This window comes from Microbulbifer hydrolyticus (genome assembly GCF_009931115.1).
Lineage (GTDB): Bacteria > Pseudomonadota > Gammaproteobacteria > Pseudomonadales > Cellvibrionaceae > Microbulbifer > Microbulbifer hydrolyticus.
The window spans coordinates 2,057,202-2,076,243 of the sequence record NZ_CP047491.1 but is presented as its reverse complement, the minus strand read 5'-3'; the positions used below and the strand labels follow the sequence as shown (position 1 = coordinate 2,076,243).

Sequence of the window (19,042 nt, the reverse complement as noted above, 5' to 3'; positions counted from 1 at the left end):
CCCCTGTTGGCTTATTACTTCTACAACTGCCAGGTTGCTTAGGTTTCTTCTTGCTAAAGCGTTAGAACTGGTACTGAGCGCTGAGAGAGAACGATTGCCCGGGCTTTTCTTCGAAGACGATCACGTGGGCGCGCTCGATCTCAATCGCTTCATCCAACAGGTTCTGAAACTTCGCCTTGATAATGACTTCCTCGGTCGGATACCAGGAGTAAGTCAGGTCCAGGGAGTGGAACGGTAGCTCGTACGCATCCGGAGCACTGTTGCGGCCCGCCAGGTAAAGGCGATCGCCAAACACGTTATAACCCAGGGTAGCCGAGTGATTACCATCCGGAGAGTCGAAACCCAGTACCATGTTAACCACATAGTCCGAGGCGCCGGTCATCTCGCGTACAGGACTGGTTGGCTCGTCCGCTTTGGCACCTGCCACCAGCTCAGTCTCCTGAACGGTCAGGTTACCTTGCAGGAAGAAACTGTCCATTACCTCGCCCATGAATCCGAGGGTTTTCATACCCTCAATTTCAATACCGGTAATCTCGCCGGACTCGGCATTGATAATCTCACGCGCCGTGTTGGTATCACTCGACGCCAGCTCGAAGAACTCGATCGGGTTAAGGATGTCTTTATAGAAAGCAGACACCGTCAGGTTATCGCCGTTATCGAAGAACCATTCACCGCGAACATCAAAGTTGGTGATTTCAGACGGACGGACATCACGGTTACCCTTGATTTGCTCACCGGTAATCGGATCGATGTAGATCGCATCGGTAATTTCACGAAGGTCGGGTCGAACCGCGGTCTTGCTTGCACCGAAGCGCAGCTGGAAAGTTTCGGCCCACAGGTTGCCCATATAGGTCAGGGACAGAGACGGATATACGGCCTCCTCTGCATAGGTTGCATCCTCAAGCTCTTCGGGATCATTGGTGATCTGAGGGTCGTCAAGCGTGTAGCCGTGGGGATTCCAGTTGAGTGCAGCCTGGTTATATTCCTCCCAGCGGGCACCGGCGGACAGGCGCCAGGTTTCGTTCCAGGTCCAGTCCGCCTTACCGAAAGCGGCATCAGTCAGGGTTGCTGCGATATAACTCTGGTTGTCAGCGCCAGCGGTGTCGAATACGTAGTTGTTATCCGGGTTTGTTATCTGGCTATCGCCAAAGATGTCGTTCAGATTACCACCCAGCGAGCTCTGGTCATCGACGCTCAGGGCACCCAGACGGAATTCCGTCTGTTTGTAGGTGCGCCCCTTCTCGGTACGCGCATAGCCACCGGTCAGCTCCAGTGAAGAGCGGGAGAACTCCAGCGGCAGAGTTGCGCTCCATCCGTAATTAATTACATGATCTTCCAGTTCGGTGAAGCGGAAGGCGGAGCTGTTTACACCCACGCTGACAGAGGAAGAAACCACCTCACCAGTCGCATTGGTGATGGCGTCTGCATTAATCGTCACCTCGTTGGGCGTGTCCGTGCGGGCGGTCGCATCGGAGTAGAACCAGTCCACCACCAGCTCTTCCGGGGCCCTGTCCAGCAAGCCACCCGGCACAAGAGATCTTGTAGCAGGCCCAACAAGGTGGCTACCTTTTACCTGGTTTACCTGCATATCGCGCTCTTCGTACTTCAGCGTGTATTCGCGGAAGCCACGACCGTCAGAGATCTGCCGGTTTTCGTTAAAGAAGTCACGAATTACTACGTCGTCGTCCGTATTGCGCAGATACAAACTGGTCAGGGTAATCTCCTGCTCGTCTGCGTATCGGATACCGACGTTTAGGTTACCGCTGATATCCACGGAATGGGTAGAAGTATTCTGGGTATCAGTCCGTTCATCAGGGAAACCGTAGCTGCGCTTGAAGGTCTCTGCTTCACGCCACTGATTCTTGTAGGAACCACCGGCGAGTACACCAACTTCCCAGTCATCGCCAACATAGAAACGGTTGCCCACACTGGCTTTGAAATCCATATCCGGATCACTGGATTCTTCCGTAAGCTCGACGTCTCGATTGAGGTTCAGCGCGAGCGCACGATTGACCTGCTGAGCTGCCGCAATCGCTTCTGACGGAGATCCGTATTCGTTACCTTCGCGCTCCAGGACTTTGCGAATATCCTGCACACCCAGGTCACCGTTGAAACGGCGCAGCGCTGATTTCAGTTCACTGGACAGCGCTCGCGAGCCATCGTCGGTCCCGAAGTTATCATCACCACCACCGCTGTACGAGAGTACATCCCCGTCGGTTTCACTGTTCATTCCACTGCCAATTTCAATGGAAAAAGTCAGGTCTTCCGGAATGCCCTTGGTGCGGATGTTTACGTTGCCACCACCGAAGGTGGCGGCCTGATCCGCGGAATAGGTTTTTTGAACCGCTAGAGACTCTACGACCGAGGTCGGGAAAATGTCCAGCGGGATAACGTTGCGGGTCAGGTCCGGCGACGGGACGGTAGCACCATTCAAAGTGGTGCTGGAATAGCGCTCACCCAGGCCGCGGACGTATACAAATTTGTCATTGACCAGAGATAGGCCTGACACCCGGCGCAGTGCTGCGGCGACGGTAGAGTCCCCTATTCGGCCAATCATTTCGGAACCGAGAATGTCGGTTACCACTTCTTCTTGCAGACGCTCGCTCACCAGCATTTCTGCAGAGTCTCTCAGGCGCCCCTGAACCATCACTTCTTCGAGTTGCGGCTGCGCTACAACCACCGCGTCCGTTTCCGCTTGTGCAAATGCATTAGGAGCAATGATGGAGGCCGTGGCGATAGCCAATACCAGCGGCGCTCGTTGAAAAATTTCATTATTTACCATTTCCCAGGCCTCTTATCGTTCCTGTATTTTTCTACTTGTCTGACAGTTTTTAGTCTGACTACGCCAGCGGGTATTTCTTTACCATCCCGGCTCAGAATCAAACAGGGCGCCGACTCCAGTTAGTGAAGGCGGCGCCCTTCTTGGTCGAGGTCTCCCCCAACCACCTTCAGTTCCTATTGCTCAAACCACAGGGCTTGTGCGCGGCTGCCTTCGTGCAGACCATAAGTCCATCCGGCAGTCCAGTCCGTATCGCTGGCATTCAGAGCACCCAGGTAGGCGCGCTCAACCGGCGTAATACCGATTGCAGCGTCGTTAACCAGCATGCTTGCGGTATCGATGGAGAACACGGACAGCGGGCCTTCCAAAACCTGGAACCCGGTATCGGCCATAGCCGTCGGGTTCAGTGCTGCATCGCCAGGCACGGTTGCGAACACGTTGCCATTGGCAACTGCCCAGGCTTCCAGATCTTGTGCGCCGACCGGGCCACCTTTGGTCTTGTCGGCACAGGCAAAGATGTTGGAGGTGATACCCGCCTCGACACCCGCCTCCAGCGCAGCGATCGTTTCATCGCTCTCTACACGCAGGCAGTAGTTGCTGCCTTCCTCACCATTTTCGTCGGCGGCAAAGGAGCCGATCACCATGGAATTGGTGATCATCGGAAAAATGCCTTCGCGGAAGCGCCAGCCGGCACCCGGGTCGTGAGTACCACCAGACTGGGCAGAGATAATGCAGGTAAGACCATCGATTACCGGGCGACTGTTGAGACCGGCTGCAACCACATTGGTGTTGCGCTCGATGTCACTCGCGCTGTCGGTAGAGTAGGAACCGATACCGTCAGACTCGATACAGTGGTTGCCGTCTGTTGCACTCTGGATAACCAGCGCGTTGGTGATGGATCCGCTCCAGCCTTCGTCGATATCGATGGAATCATCACGAACGTACATGGCCAGATAGTTTTCAAAGCTGACTGCACCACCGAACATTTCGATACCGTCGTCGTACGTGGAATAGACTTGCAGGTTTTTAACCATGGTGCCGGAGCCTACGGCACTGAAGGTGATGCCGTTCAGTTCGTCGCCATTGGCCACTTCCGCGCCGGTGTGTTTCACGCGCACATATTCAAGCTGACCGGAGCTGTCGCTATTGTTGTCACCACCGTAGTTGGACTGATCTTTACCGGCAGCACCTTCGGCCAATACGTGACACTCGGAGGTTTTCAGCTCGGCGTCGTAGGCACATTTGTTGGTGATACCAAAGCCGTTGATCACCATACCGCCCCACTGCTGTACATCTTCGGGACCTACGGTACCTTCTACGTCGGAGAGGGACGTGAAAGTGATTGGATCCTGAGCGGTACCGACGGCAAAAACCTGAGAACCACGGTTAACAACCATAAACTTGGTGCTGTTCGGGAAAGCTACCGTTGCACCGGCCTGAACCGTCAGCTGTGCACCATCACCGCCTTCAGCAATTCCGGCCGCAGCCATCGTTGTGTCATCGTCGTAGTTATTGCCGACGAAGAGGCTGCCTTCGAAGATGTGAGCACCACCGTTTTCCAGTGCAGGGATTACCAGGTCAACGGTAAGCGGGTTGCCAGAATCTACAAACGCAGCGCTATAAATACAGTTGACACCATCGAAAGTGCCCTGCTTGACGCTACCGGCTTTCTCGTAAGCAGCACACGGATTACTGTCAACGCCACCGTTGTCGCCGCCGCCAGTAGAGTTATCTACAGAGTTGTCTTCATTAACCGGAGCAATGTTGATGCCGCCGCTGTCACAGCCAGCCAGCAGCCCGGTGACAGCAGCAGCAAGCAGCAGCTTCTTGGTTACAAGTTTCATGTATCCCCCTAACAAGGATGAAGTGAATTAATCCGTGAATATTTTTTTCTGCCAAAGCAAATTGGACGAGGGGGAGTCTAGGAATGGCGTGTTGCGAAAATGTTACGAATGAACGAAGTGAAGAAAAATTAAGGGGATTTAATACAAAAACGTGTCAATGTGAATTTAATATGTCGCTGATATTTCTGAATTATTTCTTATATGTTTCAGAGTCATCTATGGAGGATAGAAAACGAACAACGTGAGCAACTAGATTCTGGGCAGTGATCGCGTGACTGGTGATGTCGCCTATGGGCTCAGTACTCGCCCAATAAAAACTCTTCGCCATTACTTTTCAGCCACAGTTGGCAAAGGCGAGCAGGCGGCTCCTGCGGTGGCCGCGGCTCGGCCCAATCGATTAACTGGTAATACACGTCGCGCGACATTCGTCCTTCGAGATCTCCGCGCACTTTTATATAGGGGATAGGCTGGGGTGGGTCACCGTAGGGCTTAAGAATCAGAGGATGAGACTTATCAAGGGGAATGACATCCCCGGTATTCGTCGTGAGAAGTACCTGGTCGCCCTCGCGCGCGGCCTGGGTGACCAGAAAAGGAACGTCTTCAACACGGATACGCCACTTCTCGACTGGGGTAACCAGGAAGTAATGGCGCCCTTCCCGCTTCAGGATACTCGCGAAAAGCTTCACGAGCGGCTGGCGCTTGATTTCAGTACCTTCATGGATCCAATGGCCATCTGCCTGGATGACAAGATCCATGTCACCGCAAAGCTCCGGATTCCACTTGGCCACCGGCGGGTGGCCGCGGAATTCCTCCTGGAGCTTTTCGAGCTGCTTAAAAAGTGGCTCAGCCAAAGCTGCTGCCCGGGGTGGAAGATGGTGTTTGGGGTTGATCGCCGACGGAAGACGGGCCTGTAGCGCGTCGGCCAGACATGTCGCCAATATGCACCCCGACATCCATGATGAACTCCATCAGGCCTTCACGATCCTCAATCACGTCGGAGAAAGACTTGGAGTGGTAGAGCTCTACCGCACCCTGCACCAGGGCCCAGTACGTGGAGTAGTAATAGTACGCCGGTACTTTTTTCAGTACGCCCTGCTCCATACGGCGCTCAAACACGCGGTTTAGCGCTGACGCATTGGAGTTTCGCAGCGCGTGCAGCTCCGCAATCATCTCTGGCGCCAAATTCAGCGCGATAATCTTTTCCTCAAGCCGCTGGAACAAGCGATCGCGCGCAGGATCCGCCATTCGGCACTCGAAATAGGCGCGCGCGGGAGCCGTGATATCACCTTGCTCTGCGGTGGCAACGGCGCTCTTCAGGCGCTCAGTGAGCGATTTTTCATAGTCCATCAGCAGGCGCATGTAGATCTCGGTCTTGGAGATGAAGTGCTTGTAGATGGTGCCTTTACCGATATCTACCCGCTCGGCGATCTGCTCAACGGTTACTTTTTCCTCGCCGTGCTCCAGAAGCAGCTCCAGTGCCGCATCCAGGATACGCTGCTCTCGCGCGCGAAAACGCTGAACCTTCTCTTTTGCCTTATCCATACTTCCGACCTTAGCTGTCCGTGAATTTGTAGACTGAAATTGACTATCCATTCATGAATGATAGGCAATTCCCTAGCGATGGAAAAGAAATTCGATGCAACCGGCGCCGAATGCGCAAGACTGTGCGCCTTTCATTGGCGGCAGCCCGATATCCACCAGCCTCCGAGACACCGGAGTTCTGGAAGTCCATCCGCTCAGCAGTTAATGACAGCGGGGCTGAGAGGATCCGCAATAGCTACGGAGCCATTACTTGCTATCATTGCCCGTTACCCGGAGCCCCACTGAAGCCGGCTCGCGAAGAACCCACAACTAATAGGATAGGTGGCCATCTCATGCAGGACTCTTTGAGCAAGCTACTGGACGTCGAAAGACTGGACAGCAATCTGTACCGCAGCCGAGCCCACGTGGAAAATTACCGCAAGGTGTTGTTCGGTGGCCAGGTACTGGGCCAGGCCCTGATGGCCGCCGCGCGTACGGTTGAGGACCGCCTTCCCCATTCCCTGCACGCCTACTTCCTGCGCCCGGGTTCCAGCGAGATGCCTGTCATCTATGACGTGGACCGGATCCGTGATGGCGGCAGCTTCACCACCCGACGGGTTGTTGCGCAACAGAATGGCAAAGCGATCTTTAATATGTCGGCATCCTTCCATATCGAGGAGCCAGGGTTCGATCATCAGGCGGAAATGCCCACGGAAGGCGTGAAGCAACCCGAAACCCTGAAAAACACCCAGCAACTTGCCGAAGAGGCAGGAATGAATGGCGCTGCGCAAAACCAGCGGCGCTATATGGTCGATTTTCGCCCAGTTGATCCAATGAGCTACTTTGACAACGCCGTGCGCGAGCCTCGCTGCTTGTTCTGGTTCAAGGTGGACAGTAAGCTGTCAGACAGTCCGATCGAGCACCGCAGCGCACTCTGCTATGCGTCCGACATGGCGCTACTTGGCACGGCCCTGCAACCGCACCCCATCAGCCTGTTCGACCCCCACCTGATGCCTGCCAGCCTGGACCATGCGATGTGGTTCCACCGCCCGTTCCGCGCCGATGACTGGCTGTTGTATGTGACCGACAGCCCCTCGGCCAGTGGCGCTCGCGGTTACTGTCGTGGACAGATTTTCTCCCGTGATGGACGCCTGGTAGCCTCGACAACCCAGGAAGGCCTGATCCGCCAGATCAAGGACTGATCCCGGTACCCGGGCGTTCTGGCGACCGAGTGCTAAATTTAATGAAATCAGTGGTTTACAGAGGCGTCGCGGCTGTTATAATGCCGCCCGCTTCACAACGAAGCCCAGAGCATTAGTCCGATGGCAACACGCGGCGAAATCAATGCTCAACAAGTCGGTGAGTAGCGCAGCCTGGTAGCGCACTTCGTTCGGGACGAAGGGGTCGGAGGTTCGAATCCTCTCTCACCGACCATTTCTTTTCCCTCCCCCCCCTCTTTCTATTTATTCAGTATTTGAGCATCCTCAAATGGCACTGTTACGCTTGTACGCTGTCAGATGGACTAGGCGCGGCGGTATGGTCGCGCATGACATTGACTACACAAGCATTACAAGTAGAGTCCCGAATTGATGCCCTGGATTTTTCGCGCGCTCCTGAGCGCCGCCCTGCTAGTCTCTGCCGCTGCCTGCGCCGCGGCGAAAGACACCGAGTACTACAACATCCTGTACAAGGCCCGGCTTGATCCGGCGCGCGGTGTTGCTCATGTATCCATCAACCTCAAGGGCGACCAGCTTCCCGGCAGGCTCACCTTACATCTGAATCCCGAGCGGCATAAAAACCTGACGGGAACCGAAATCGTTAGTATCGAGGGTGACAAAGCAATCTGGGAGCCCGCTGCCGACTCGTCCAGCGTTTCCTACGATTTTGTGATCGATGAGAAGAAGTCATCCGGACGTTACGACTCACGAATCACCGACAAATGGTCCATTCTGCGCAGCGACAAGCTGATCCCGCCGATTGCTGCCAAGGCTCCAAAGCGTCTTAAGTCCAGGGCCATACTGGAGATCGAAGCCCCCGAAGGCTGGAATGTACTGGCACCGTATAACAAAACCGACAATGGGACTTTTAAGCTCAAAGACCCGGGCCGCCGCTTTATTCGGCCAAAAGGCTGGCTGATAGCCGGTCATATCGGCAGCCGCCAGGATGTGATCGACGGAACCGATACCGTGATTGCGGGACCACTCGGCAAGGGAATCCGCCGGCAGGACACGCTGGCGTTCCTGAGCTGGACACTGCCTGAACTGAAGAAGGTGTTTCCACAATTCCCGAAACAGCTGCTGGTCGTCATCGCAGGCGACCCTATGTGGCGCGGCGGACTTTCCGGCACGCGCTCCCTGTTCATGCATGCCGACAGGCCGCTAATTTCAGGTAACCGCACCAGCAGCATGCTGCATGAGCTTGTGCATGTGGCGACCGGTATCCGTGGGGATAAAGAAAGCGACTGGATTGTAGAGGGCATTGCGGAGTACTACTCGCTGGAGACACTTCGACGCACCGGCGGTATCAGTCAGCGACGATACGACGAGGCTCTGGCGGAACTCGCCGATTGGGGCGAAGAATCTCCCAACCTGCTGGTAAAGCGCTCGTCCGGCCCCATCACCGCCAGAGCTGTGGTGGTATTACATGAGATAGACCAGGAGATTCAGAAGTCCAGCGACGGCAAACGCAGCCTGGATGATGTGGTTACAGCCCTCGCGGAGGAGCGCGGAAAAGTAACGCTCGATAAATTCCGCAGCATGGCCGAGGAAGCTGCGGGAGGCCCGCTGCCACAACTGGAGCGAACATTTCTTTCAGGCAAAAAAAAGCCCTGACGACGGGGGGGGAGAGCGTCAGGGCCAAGACCATTAGGAGTGAAACTTGGAGGATTTCATCCTTACAACACACTGGGCACCCGTATGGAGGAAGGTGCCCGGCCGGCACTACTAAACACGACGTGGGGGAGATGTGTGCTAGCCAGCTACTCTCAGTATTAGCCACCACCGGGGGATTGCCAGCTCGCGGCCGAGAAAACTTTAGATCAATTGGCAATAGAAAATTCTCGCGTATTGCCCTGAGTTATTAAGGGAGTCTGCGGTGAACTTCTGACCAATTAACCATCACCCTCACCTTCCAGAACACTTCCCCTTGACTAATCCCCGACAACCCATAGAATAGCGCCCTCTTACACGCCCTGCGGCACGTAAGTATCAGAAAATGCTAGGATTTTTGCCTCATATCCGCTAGAATCCGCGGCGTTTTCACCACCTAAGGCTAGGTGGCAGAGTGGTCATGCAGCGGACTGCAACTCCGTGTACGCCGGTTCGATTCCGACCCTAGCCTCCATTTTCTTTCCAGCCCACTCTGAGGCTGGCTCCGTCACTGGACCTGTTCTCCATCCCAGTGATCGCCCTATCTGCCCGGATGGTGGAATTGGTAGACACAGGAGACTTAAAATCTCCCGTCCTTTGGGACGTGCCGGTTCAAGTCCGGCTCTGGGCACCACCCTCCTTTCTCACCTAAGCTTTCCCCGAATCGTGTAAAACACGCTGTGCTCTAAATGCGCCTATTACCGTTTTGATACGGACCGGGACGAGCAACACGGCGATCCTTACCGTACTCATTGCCAGCGCGACCATGTTGTTGTCGCCGCTGTCGATGCGTATTTTCTAGCAGGTCATGGAGGGTAGATTTAACGAATTGCTGTCGAGCCTGCCAGGCTGACTTCAGCCGTGCCGGCGCTCAAGCAAAGCGAGAAATATCTGCTGTTCCTCCGCGGTATATTCGAGACCGTATTTTTTCATCACTGCCATAAATCGCTGGATGTAGTGTCGGCGAACCGGCCCGTAGGGTGGCATCCACTGGTCCGGGCCACGGTGCCCTTTACTTTGGTTGCGGCCATCGTCGACCAACCAAAGGTTATCCGGGTCTTCTGCGAACATGCGCTTTTTCTCGCTGCTCCAGCCGGCGGCACCGTGGTCGTGCGCCCACTTGAGCGGGACGATGTGCTCCACATCCAGGTCAGATGCTTTCTCAAAGAAATTCCCGGTGTACGGATCCAGCCACAGGCCGGAGGCGACTTTGCAACCATCCGGCCTGGTATAGGTGACAGGCGCCAGGGAATAGCGGATCAGAAGCTCGTGGCGGGTATCCTGACAGTCACGATCCGTATCGGACCAACGCGGCAGCCACTCACGCCGCTCATAATCCTGCGCATAGCCGGCAGATGAAATAAGCCCCAGCAAAACGCCAGTCAGGAGGATGCGATTGCGCTTGAAGGGCAAGCAGAACGAAACAAGACCAGACCACTGCACAGGCCACTCCATTGTCGTGTTATTACTTCAATGGAACGATCGTACACAATAGTTTTCGGCGCGAAAATCACCTTTCGCGAAAAATGTGGAATGGCCAGTTAATTGGAGTTGAGAGGCCCCTACCTCAGCCTTTTTTTCCAGGCTCGTCAGCAGTCAGGGCGGGCCAGGCAGCGCGGAGGTAGACGACCATCGTCCAGAGCGTGAGCGCCGCTGCCACGTAGAGCAGGATATAGCCGATGGTTTCCATCACCGGAAACTCACGTACATCGAACGCCAGCAACACAATAATCGCTGCCATCTGTGCGGTAGTCTTGATCTTGCCGATGTAGCTGACGGCCACACTACTGCGCAAACCAAGTTCCGCCATCCATTCGCGCAGTGCAGAAACTGCAATTTCACGCCCGATAATCACCGCCGCAGCGATAGTGAAGAGGCGATGATCGTGGAGATCGACGAGCAGTACCAGTGCGGTAGCCACCATCAATTTGTCAGCAACGGGATCAAGGAAGGCCCCAAACGGCGTACTTTGATTGAGCTTACGGGCAATATAGCCATCCAGCCAGTCGGTGGCAGCCGCGATGGAAAAGATCAGGGCGGAGGCAACATAGCTCCATTTGTAGGGAAGATAAAATACCAGTACGAAAACGGGAATCAGCGCCACGCGCAGCAGGGTCAATTGATTGGCGAGAGTCATGCTGGTCCTTCTACTGTCGCTGAACACACATCGTCGGCAGTGCGTAACTTAGCAATCTGGGGTAAAAAAATAAACGCCAGAGGCGAATTCTATCGGTGCACCCTACTCGTTGTGCAGAGTCGAGTATATATCCTGAGCGAGTTTTCGGCTCACGCCCTCAACACTGGCCAACTCATTGACCGATGCACGCAGAATTTCCTGCAAACCACCGAAGTGGTGCAAAAGTGCACGCCGCCTTGCCGGACCTACTCCGGGAATGCCCTCCAGCGGCGACTCCCGACGCTTTTTGTCGCGCCGCTGCCGATGGCCGGTAATGGCAAAACGGTGCGCCTCATCGCGCACCTGCTGGATCAGGTGCAATGCCGGCGAGTCCGACTCCAGCACCAGCTCGCGTCCCTCGGCAACGACATGCAGCGTCTCAAAACCCGCTTTACGGGTGGTGCCCTTGGCCACGCCGATAATCTGAACCCCGGTGACGCCAAGCTCGTTCAGTGTTTCCACCGCCTGGCTCACTTGCCCCTTGCCGCCGTCGATCAGCAAGATATTGGGAAAGCGCCCTTCACCGTTGGACAGTCGCGTGTAACGACGCTTAAGCGCCTGCCCCATCGCTGCGTAATCGTCGCCTGCGGTAATTCCTTCAATGTTGAATCGGCGGTAGTCGGACTTTACCGGGCCTCCGGTGTCAAACACCACGCAGGACGCTACGGTAGCTTCACCGCTGGAATGACTGATATCAAAACACTCCAGGCGCTCGGGTAAATCACCGAGCCGAAGCACTTCCTGGAGGTTCTCAAACCGATCCTGAAGCTTTTGCTGGGAAGCCGTGCGGCTTTGCAGGTTCTGGGTTGCGGCCTGCTGGGCCATTTCCACCCAGGTGGCGCGATTCCCCCGCAGACGGTTAACCACCTGTATCTCTTTGCCAGCCTGTTCGGTCAGGGCTTGCTGCAGTGCCTCAAGATCCTCCAGTGGCTCCGACACCAGAATCTGCCGAGGGAGCTCACGGCTGGTACCGAGGTAGAACTGCGGAATAAAGGCAGACAATAATGCCGCATCATCCAGGCCGAGCTTTTCACTGGGGTAATAGCTGCGGCTACCCAGTATTCGTCCCTGCCGGATAAACAAAACGTGCACGCAACAGATCCCGCCAGACGTTGCTACCCCAAGAACATCGACATCGGCGCCACCACTCTCGGCAACCTGATCAGACTGCAGGCGACGCAACGCGACAATCTGGTCCCGAAGCCGCGCTGCGCGTTCGAATTCCAGTGACTCTGAAGCCTTCTCCATTTCCGCCGCAAGCTCACGGATGATGCTGTCACTTTTCCCCGCCAGAAACATCTGCGCATGGCGCACGTCCGCCTGGTAGTCTTCCGCGCTGATGTAGTCCACACAGGGTGCCGTGCAGCGCTCTATCTGGTACTGAAGGCAGGGACGCGAGCGGTTGGCAAAGACACTGTCTTCGCAGGATCGGATCCTGAACGTTTTTTGTAAAAAGTTGAGACTTTCGCGCACCGATGACGCATTTGGAAAGGGCCCGAAGTAGTCCCCTTTCGTTCTCTTGGCGCCACGGTGGAAGGCAATACGGGGAAACGTGTCTTTGCTGGAAAGGAAGATGTAAGGGTAACCCTTGTCATCTTTCAGCATGACATTGTATGGCGGGCGCTGGGACTTGATCAGGCTCTGCTCGAGCACCAGAGCTTCCGTCTCACTGCGGGTGACCGTCACTTCGATATCGGCAATCTTCTCCACCAGGGCCATGGTTTTTGCCGTAAGCCCGCTGGCCCTGAAATAGCTGCCCAGTCGGTTGCGAAGGTTCTTGGCTTTACCGACATACAACACCTTACCCTGCGCATCGAACATCTGATAAACGCCAGGCTTGCGGGTAACAGTGGTGAGAAAACGTTTGCTGTCGAACATTGCCTTTTACTTATACCAGCAACAAAACAGGGGCCTTGAGGCCCCTGCTTAGGAAAACTATAGAATGAAATGGTAAGGGATACAGGATTTTACACTGATCTCAACGCCTGCGAACTAAACCGCTTCTTCCGGGTCCAGTACATTGTGCTTGACGGCCAATAGCGTGAGCTCGACATCAGAGTGCAGGCCCAGTTTTTCAAAAATTCGGTATCGGTAGGTATTGACTGTTTTGGGGCTGACCGCCAGTGTCGCGGCGATTTCGGACACCTTGTTGCCGTTCACGATCATCACCGCTGTCTGCAGTTCCCGCTCGGAGAGATCTTCAAAGGGTGACGAACCCCCGCTTACGCTGCGCAGCGCCAGTTTGGTGGCCATGGAGCTGCTGATGTAGGTCTCACCCGCGACGACATAGCGGATTGCGCGCACCATCTCTTCAAGGTCGGCCCCTTTGGTGACATAACCCGAAGCACCCGCCTGGATCAGGCGGCTGGGAAACAGGTCATCATCAAGTGCACTGACCGCAATGACCTTGGCCTTGGGGAACCGGGGGATGAGTTTGCGGGTAGCCTCAAGCCCGCCCATTCCCGGCATCCTCACATCCATCAGGATGACGTCGACTTCTGTTTCCCGAACGAAGGCGATGGCATCTTCGCCACTCTTGGCTTCACCAACTACCTGGATATCATCGACGTCACCCAGCATGCGCGAGATTCCCATACGCACCAGGTCGTGATCGTCTACCACTAAGACTTTTATCAAAATAGCCCCAACCACGGATTTTCAGACAGCCTTGCGCAAGAATTTCCTAATAAACCTCCCATGCGCAAAACCGTATTTTTTGTTATCGCTCAGCGGGTATTTCCCGCAAAGATCCATCCACAGAGCCCTTATTGAACATACCAGACAAACGTCTTGCTGCAAAGCGAGATAGTAGCAAGTGAACCAAGACAAATGACAGTGTTTTGACGATATTTACAGGCCAATATAATGGAAAGCAAGCTTACACTGGTTAATCCTGCCAGGCGCAGAGCGCGGCTGCCTATACCGGAAATCCACGGAACATAAATACACCTGCAGGGACGCTCAAAAAAGGCGTGTTTTCAGATGCGTACGGTTTCCACCTGATGACCACAACAGGAAAATAGTCCTAAAGGGCCAATTGCAGTTCGTTTGCGGGAAATAGCGATCAGGGGTAAAAGCGTGGCTCGGGCTCCAGTGTCACGCCGAACTTGCGCTGTACGTCACTGGCAATTTCACGCGCAAGGTTCACCACCTCGCTGCCACACCGATGCCCGGGGTTCACCAGCACCAGGGCCTGGCGGTCATGCACCCCTACCCCGCCTCTGGAAAAGCCGCGCCAGCCCGCCTGATCAATCAACCAGCCAGCGGCCAGCTTCCACTGCTCGCCCGCTTCGTATGCAACCAGTTCGGGGTGCGCGGCCTTCAGCGTCCGGTAAAGACTTGCGTCCACCACCGGGTTTTTAAAGAAGCTGCCTGTATTGGGGATTTCCACCGGATTCGGCAGCTTGCTGTTGCGGATATCAATCACCGCGTTGGCCACTTTGGTGGGGGTAAGCTGGTCCTGCGACTGCCCGTGCTCGGAGAAATAGTGCTGTAAGGCTGGGTATGCAACCCTTGGCTGCCAGTTGCCAGAAAGCTTCAATACCACCTCGCAGATCAGGAAGCGGTCTTTTGCCCTCCCCTTGAAGACACTGTCGCGGTATCCGAACTGACAGTCTTCCGCGCTGAAGGTGCTCAGTTCGCCGGTAGCGATGTCCATCGCTGTCAGCTGTTCGAAACTGTCTTTCAGTTCCACCCCGTAGGCACCGATATTCTGGATGGGTGCGGCACCAATGTTGCCTGGGATCAACGCCAGGTTTTCCAGACCGCCGTAACCCTGGTCAACGCTGTGCATCACCAGCTGATGCCAGTTTTCGCCTGCCGCCGCGCGGATACGTACACCATCATCCAGCGGCTCGAACTCCAGCCCCAGTATCCCGAGATGCAATGCCAACCCGGGAAAGTCGCCGGTCAGGACGATATTGCTGCCGCCACCAAGAGGGAGAATCGGGAGCTTGTGCTCGCGCACAAACTTGAGGGCTTCGCGAAGGTCATCGAGGGAGGTCGCCGCACAGAAATACTTCGCCCGTGCGGCGATTGTCATGGTGTTATAGGGCTGCAGATCTACGTCGGACTGAATCATGTAATACCGGTCTCAATACCTGTACGCGCGGAACGCTACGGCCCGGGCCCCGGGCCGTATCAGAAGTTATGCAAAGTACGCCCGCATCCGCTCCAGGTCCTGCGCCGTGTCCACGCCTCCTGGCACTTCTTCGCAGGCGTCCGCCACATGGATGGCGTGTCCGTTGTAGAGGAAACGGAGCTGTTCAAGCGCCTCGAATTGCTCGATTGGCGCCATGGGCCAGCCGATAAACGCATTCAACAGCCCCGCCCGGTAAGCATAGATGCCAATATGGCGCCGGGGATTCAACCCCTGAGGCAGGGATTGCTCGCTCAGGGAGAAGGCGTCACGCGGCCACGGGATGGGGGCTCGAGAGAAGTACCGCGCAAGCCCGGACGCCTCCGTGACCAGCTTGACGATATTGGGATTGAGGAAGTCCTCCGCCGTTGTAATGGGCTCGGCCAGCGTGGCCACACCCGCTGTGGTATTTGCTGCGAGATTCTGCGCCACCTGGTTGATTACCGACGGCGGGATCAGCGGCTCGTCACCCTGCACATTGACCAGGATACGATCTTCGGCCACTCCGAGATTTACCGCGACTTCCTGCAGGCGATCAGTACCGGACAAGTGATCCGCACTGGTCATACACACTTCGCCGCCAAAACCCTGCACCGCTTCGGCAACTCGCATATCGTCCGTAGCGACGACCACCCGCTGTGCCGCACTTTCGGTGGCGCGCTCGTATACCCGCTGCACCATCGGCTTGCCGCCAATGTCCGCCAGTGGTTTGCCCGGCAGTCGGCTGGATGCGTAACGCGCGGGAATGATGACATCAAATTCACAGCTGCTGTTGTCGCTCATGCGGGGGAAAAACTCTCCAGGTGTTGGTGGATGCGCTGGTAAAACAGATCCGGGAATTGCGCCTGCACTTCCATTGCCCACCAGTGGCTCTGCCAGAAATCGCGGCACTTGACCGCGTCTTTCATGGTCATGATGACCGGAGTCTCGCCGTCAAGGTGCAGCTCCTGCTGGCTGAACTGGTGATGGTCTGGGAAAGCCATTTCCATCACCGTATAGCCAAGGTGTCGCAAAGCATTGAAAAATCGTTGCGGGTTACCGATCGCTGCGACGCCGTGGCAGGGACCAACTTCAGGCCCTGACTCGAGCTTCAGGGTGGAGGTCTGGTCCAGGTTGAACTGGTGCCAGAGGGACGGCACTAGGTGCATGGTGAAATCCGCCTTGTCCCCGCACTGGGCCTGGACCAGCGGGCTGGGCTCGCCATTCACGATGACCAAATCCACGCTATCCAGCCGCTCCGGGGATTCCCGCAAAGGACCGCGCGGCAACAGGTGTTCATTGCCCAGTCCTCGCTGTCCATCAACGACGCAGATCTCCATGCTCCGCCAGAGGCCATAGTGCTGCAGGCCATCGTCAGAAAGGATCACATCACAGCCATGCTCGGCAATGAGCGCCTCGGCGGCCTCGGCACGCTTGGGCGAAACCATCACCGGCAAGCCGGTCATGAGGTGCAACATCAGCGGCTCATCGCCAGATTCCAGCGGATGGGACTGGGCGGTAACGTTGTAGGGATAGTGTTTGGCGCGACCGCCATAGCCCCGGCTGATAATGCCCGGCTTGCGTCCGCGCTCCTGTAGCCAGCGCGCCAGTTCGGCGACCACCGGCGTCTTGCCGGCGCCGCCTACGGTGATGTTACCGACCACAATCACAGGAACCGGAAGCGGCGCGGGCTGATTGCGCAACTTGCGCAGGCGGCTGCCGTGCCGGAATGCCAGCTCCAACGGCGCCAGTAACGGTAACTGCGCGCCGATGTCCTCACCACTCTCAGCGGCGGGATACCAGCGTTTGTTCAGCCAGTCTTCAAGCGACATTGCGTAATTCGCTCCTGTCCCTGTTGTAAATTTTGACCCGCCCAGGGTCAGCTCAAAGTCCCACCGGACTGCTGCTGTAGCAGCAGAGCGTAACGCCCGCCGAGCGCCAACAGCTCTTTGTGCGTACCGCTCTCGACGATGCGCCCCTGATCCATCACCAGGATGCAGTCCGCACCTTCGATGGTACTCAGGCGGTGAGCGATAACGAAAGTGGTGCGATTTTTCATCACCTCCGACAACGCGGCCTGAATATGTCGCTCGGAAGCGTTATCCAGTGCGGAGGTGGCTTCATCCAGGATCAAAACCGGGGAATCTTTCAGCAGCGCTCGTGCTATCGCAAGGCGCTGGCGCTGGCCGCCCGACAGGATCTGGGCATTATCGCCAAGCACCGTATTGAGGCCTTCCGGGAGGTCTTCGATAAATTCACGTGCATGTGCCAGATCAACCGCGCGCTCAACCTCCTCCGGCGGTTTACCCTCAAGCTCACCGTACGCAATATTGCGATAAACCGTGTCGTTGAACAAAACAATATTCTGGGATACAAGGCTGATCTGCTCGCGCAGCTCCGACACTGGAACCTGGGTGATATCCACCCCGTCCAGCAGAATACGGCCGGAGCTGGGTTCATAAAACCTGGATAACAGGCTTACCATCGTGGTCTTACCGGAGCCGGACGCCCCCACCAGTGCGACCGTCTGCCCCGCCGGCACAGTGAAATTGATGTCATTCAACACCAGCGGGCCGTCCTCGTTATACCGGAAACCAAGGTGATCGAAGGTGACCTCTCCGGTGACCGGGCTCGTTAAGTGAAGCTCTCCCCCAACCGGCTCTTTGGGTGCATCGAACACCTCGAAGATACTTTCTGCAGCGGCGATCCCTTTCTGGATTTCCGCATATACCTCCGACAAATTACGAATCGGCTTTGCCAGAGACGCTGCCGCGCCGATATAGGAAGCGAAAACACCGGCCGTCATCGACTCGACCATGCCCGGCGCCAACGCGAACCACACCAGAACCGCCGTGGCCAGCCCCACCAGGGTTTGGATGACCGACACACTCGCATTGTCTGCCACCACCAGCTTCATAAACTGCTGCCGATTGGCGTTGCTGGCAGCTTGGAAGCGGGCATTTTCATAGTGGCGGCCACCGTACATACGCACCACTTCATAGCCATTAATGGCTTCCTGGGTAACGTGGGTTACATCCCCCATGGTGTTCTGGATACGATGGCTGAGCTTGCGGAAGCGCCGCCCTACGATGCCGACGATTGCGGCGATGATGGGTACAAACAGGAAAAATGTCAGCGTCAGCTGCCAGTTCACCAGCAGGAGGTATGTGAGCAGTCCAATGGCGGTGAAAGACGACCGGATTAATGTCCGCAATGCCTTGGTGATCGAATTGGTCACCTGCTCTACGTTGTACGCAACCTTGGATATCAGAAAAGCGCCGGTATAGCGGTCGAAATAGCGGCTCGGCAGATATCCGATATGCTCGAACAGCTCGGAACGGAGCTGGTGAATCACGGCGCGCGCAACGTAAGCAAGGCCGTAACTACCGACGAAGTTGCCAATGGCCCGCAGCATGATGATGACCAGCATGGCGCTGGGCACCAGCCAGCGCGCGGTTTCCTGGGGCATGATGCCACCGGGGAAAAAGCCCGCCACATAACGGGAAAGGAAGCCTTTTCCCTGCTCAATACCGGCGCCCACGGCGTCCAGCAGTAGCTCGGTAACGGCGATCAGCACCACTTCCATACTGGAAAACAGCAGGAAACCGAGCACGGCAACGACAAACAGCGGCCACTGGGGAACGGCGTAAGAAAGAAGGCGACGGTAGGTTTTGGCACCGTGCCGGGGCTTCTGCACCGGCTGGGGGGATTTATCCATAAATTTCTTGGCAGCGTGTT

The 19,042-nt window shown here is 56.1% G+C and carries 14 protein-coding genes and 3 tRNA genes; 5 read left to right on the top strand and 12 right to left on the bottom strand.

Going from position 1 to position 19,042, the window contains the following annotated elements; translation table 11 throughout:
- Nucleotides 1-61: 61 nt before the first annotated feature.
- The 4 genes from GTQ55_RS08725 to GTQ55_RS08710 form a co-directional block, all read right to left on the bottom strand.
- Nucleotides 62-2,782 (bottom strand): TonB-dependent receptor domain-containing protein, encoded by a 2,721-nt coding sequence (locus GTQ55_RS08725; protein WP_161858383.1) that lies wholly within the window; start codon nucleotides 2,780-2,782, stop codon nucleotides 62-64.
- 173 nt (nucleotides 2,783-2,955) lie between these two features.
- The gene (locus GTQ55_RS08720) at nucleotides 2,956-4,623 is read right to left on the bottom strand and encodes a serine/threonine protein kinase (protein WP_161858382.1); all 1,668 of its coding nucleotides are present in this window, start codon (nucleotides 4,621-4,623) and stop codon (nucleotides 2,956-2,958) included.
- A 296-nt stretch (nucleotides 4,624-4,919) separates the two neighbouring features.
- Entirely contained in the window at nucleotides 4,920-5,474 is a 555-nt protein-coding gene (locus tag GTQ55_RS08715; protein WP_161858381.1) for a DUF1285 domain-containing protein, read from the bottom strand.
- A complete protein-coding gene (locus GTQ55_RS08710) occupies nucleotides 5,467-6,165 on the bottom strand; it encodes a TetR/AcrR family transcriptional regulator (protein WP_237567895.1) in 699 nt (232 codons plus the stop codon). Before GTQ55_RS08710 ends, GTQ55_RS08715 begins: the two co-directional genes overlap by 8 nt.
- Nucleotides 6,166-6,497: 332 nt before the next feature.
- Here GTQ55_RS08710 and GTQ55_RS08705 point away from each other — a divergent pair, with 332 nt between their 5' ends.
- The 5 genes from GTQ55_RS08705 to GTQ55_RS08685 all read left to right on the top strand — a co-directional run bounded on the left by GTQ55_RS08705 (nucleotide 6,498) and on the right by GTQ55_RS08685 (nucleotide 9,645).
- On the top strand, nucleotides 6,498-7,346 hold the full coding sequence (locus GTQ55_RS08705) for an acyl-CoA thioesterase (protein ID WP_161858380.1): 849 nt from the start codon (nucleotides 6,498-6,500) through the stop codon (nucleotides 7,344-7,346).
- 155 nt (nucleotides 7,347-7,501) lie between these two features.
- Nucleotides 7,502-7,578: transfer RNA gene (locus GTQ55_RS08700), tRNA-Pro, on the top strand.
- A gap of 155 nt (nucleotides 7,579-7,733) precedes the next feature.
- Nucleotides 7,734-8,975, top strand: a complete 1,242-nt coding sequence (locus GTQ55_RS08695; RefSeq protein WP_161858379.1) for a hypothetical protein — start codon at nucleotides 7,734-7,736, stop codon at nucleotides 8,973-8,975.
- A 437-nt stretch (nucleotides 8,976-9,412) separates the two neighbouring features.
- Nucleotides 9,413-9,486: transfer RNA gene (locus tag GTQ55_RS08690), tRNA-Cys, on the top strand.
- 72 nt (nucleotides 9,487-9,558) lie between these two features.
- A tRNA-Leu gene (locus tag GTQ55_RS08685) sits at nucleotides 9,559-9,645 on the top strand.
- 221 nt (nucleotides 9,646-9,866) lie between these two features.
- Here the strand turns inward: GTQ55_RS08685 and GTQ55_RS08680 are convergent.
- The 8 genes from GTQ55_RS08680 to msbA form a co-directional block, all read right to left on the bottom strand.
- Nucleotides 9,867-10,454 (bottom strand): GmrSD restriction endonuclease domain-containing protein, encoded by a 588-nt coding sequence (locus tag GTQ55_RS08680; RefSeq protein WP_237567894.1) that lies wholly within the window; start codon nucleotides 10,452-10,454, stop codon nucleotides 9,867-9,869.
- A gap of 124 nt (nucleotides 10,455-10,578) precedes the next feature.
- Nucleotides 10,579-11,148 carry a CDP-diacylglycerol--glycerol-3-phosphate 3-phosphatidyltransferase gene (gene pgsA, locus GTQ55_RS08675; RefSeq protein WP_161858377.1) on the bottom strand — a complete coding sequence of 190 codons (570 nt, stop codon included), beginning with the start codon at nucleotides 11,146-11,148 and terminating at the stop codon, nucleotides 10,579-10,581.
- Nucleotides 11,149-11,250: 102 nt separating this feature from the next.
- Nucleotides 11,251-13,065 carry an excinuclease ABC subunit UvrC gene (uvrC, locus tag GTQ55_RS08670; protein ID WP_161858376.1) on the bottom strand — a complete coding sequence of 605 codons (1,815 nt, stop codon included), beginning with the start codon at nucleotides 13,063-13,065 and terminating at the stop codon, nucleotides 11,251-11,253.
- A gap of 114 nt (nucleotides 13,066-13,179) precedes the next feature.
- On the bottom strand, nucleotides 13,180-13,824 hold the full coding sequence (locus tag GTQ55_RS08665) for a response regulator (protein ID WP_161858375.1): 645 nt from the start codon (nucleotides 13,822-13,824) through the stop codon (nucleotides 13,180-13,182).
- Between the two features lie 427 nt (nucleotides 13,825-14,251).
- A complete protein-coding gene (murB, locus tag GTQ55_RS08660) occupies nucleotides 14,252-15,268 on the bottom strand; it encodes a UDP-N-acetylmuramate dehydrogenase (RefSeq protein ID WP_161858374.1) in 1,017 nt (338 codons plus the stop codon).
- 66 nt (nucleotides 15,269-15,334) lie between these two features.
- The gene (gene kdsB, locus GTQ55_RS08655) at nucleotides 15,335-16,108 is read right to left on the bottom strand and encodes a 3-deoxy-manno-octulosonate cytidylyltransferase (RefSeq protein ID WP_161858373.1); all 774 of its coding nucleotides are present in this window, start codon (nucleotides 16,106-16,108) and stop codon (nucleotides 15,335-15,337) included.
- On the bottom strand, nucleotides 16,105-17,136 hold the full coding sequence (gene lpxK / locus GTQ55_RS08650) for a tetraacyldisaccharide 4'-kinase (protein WP_161858372.1): 1,032 nt from the start codon (nucleotides 17,134-17,136) through the stop codon (nucleotides 16,105-16,107). Before lpxK ends, kdsB begins: the two co-directional genes overlap by 4 nt.
- A 47-nt stretch (nucleotides 17,137-17,183) precedes the next feature.
- Nucleotides 17,184-19,022 carry a lipid A export permease/ATP-binding protein MsbA gene (msbA, locus tag GTQ55_RS08645; RefSeq protein ID WP_161858371.1) on the bottom strand — a complete coding sequence of 613 codons (1,839 nt, stop codon included), beginning with the start codon at nucleotides 19,020-19,022 and terminating at the stop codon, nucleotides 17,184-17,186.
- Nucleotides 19,023-19,042 lie beyond the last annotated feature (20 nt).

What these genes read in the sequence shown, in the direction of transcription:
- GTQ55_RS08725 (WP_161858383.1), bottom strand. Translation starts at nt 2,782, where the DNA reads ATGGTAAATAATGAAATTTTTCAACGAGCGCCGCTGGTATTGGCTATC.
- GTQ55_RS08720 (WP_161858382.1), bottom strand. Translation starts at nt 4,623, where the DNA reads ATGAAACTTGTAACCAAGAAGCTGCTGCTTGCTGCTGCTGTCACCGGG.
- GTQ55_RS08710 (WP_237567895.1), bottom strand. Translation starts at nt 6,165, where the DNA reads ATGGATAAGGCAAAAGAGAAGGTTCAGCGTTTTCGCGCGCGAGAGCAG.
- GTQ55_RS08705 (WP_161858380.1), top strand. Translation starts at nt 6,498, where the DNA reads ATGCAGGACTCTTTGAGCAAGCTACTGGACGTCGAAAGACTGGACAGC.
- GTQ55_RS08695 (WP_161858379.1), top strand. Translation starts at nt 7,734, where the DNA reads ATGCCCTGGATTTTTCGCGCGCTCCTGAGCGCCGCCCTGCTAGTCTCT.
- pgsA (WP_161858377.1), bottom strand. Translation starts at nt 11,148, where the DNA reads ATGACTCTCGCCAATCAATTGACCCTGCTGCGCGTGGCGCTGATTCCC.
- uvrC (WP_161858376.1), bottom strand. Translation starts at nt 13,065, where the DNA reads ATGTTCGACAGCAAACGTTTTCTCACCACTGTTACCCGCAAGCCTGGC.
- murB (WP_161858374.1), bottom strand. Translation starts at nt 15,268, where the DNA reads ATGATTCAGTCCGACGTAGATCTGCAGCCCTATAACACCATGACAATC.
- kdsB (WP_161858373.1), bottom strand. Translation starts at nt 16,108, where the DNA reads ATGAGCGACAACAGCAGCTGTGAATTTGATGTCATCATTCCCGCGCGT.
- lpxK (WP_161858372.1), bottom strand. Translation starts at nt 17,136, where the DNA reads ATGTCGCTTGAAGACTGGCTGAACAAACGCTGGTATCCCGCCGCTGAG.
- msbA (WP_161858371.1), bottom strand. Translation starts at nt 19,022, where the DNA reads ATGGATAAATCCCCCCAGCCGGTGCAGAAGCCCCGGCACGGTGCCAAA.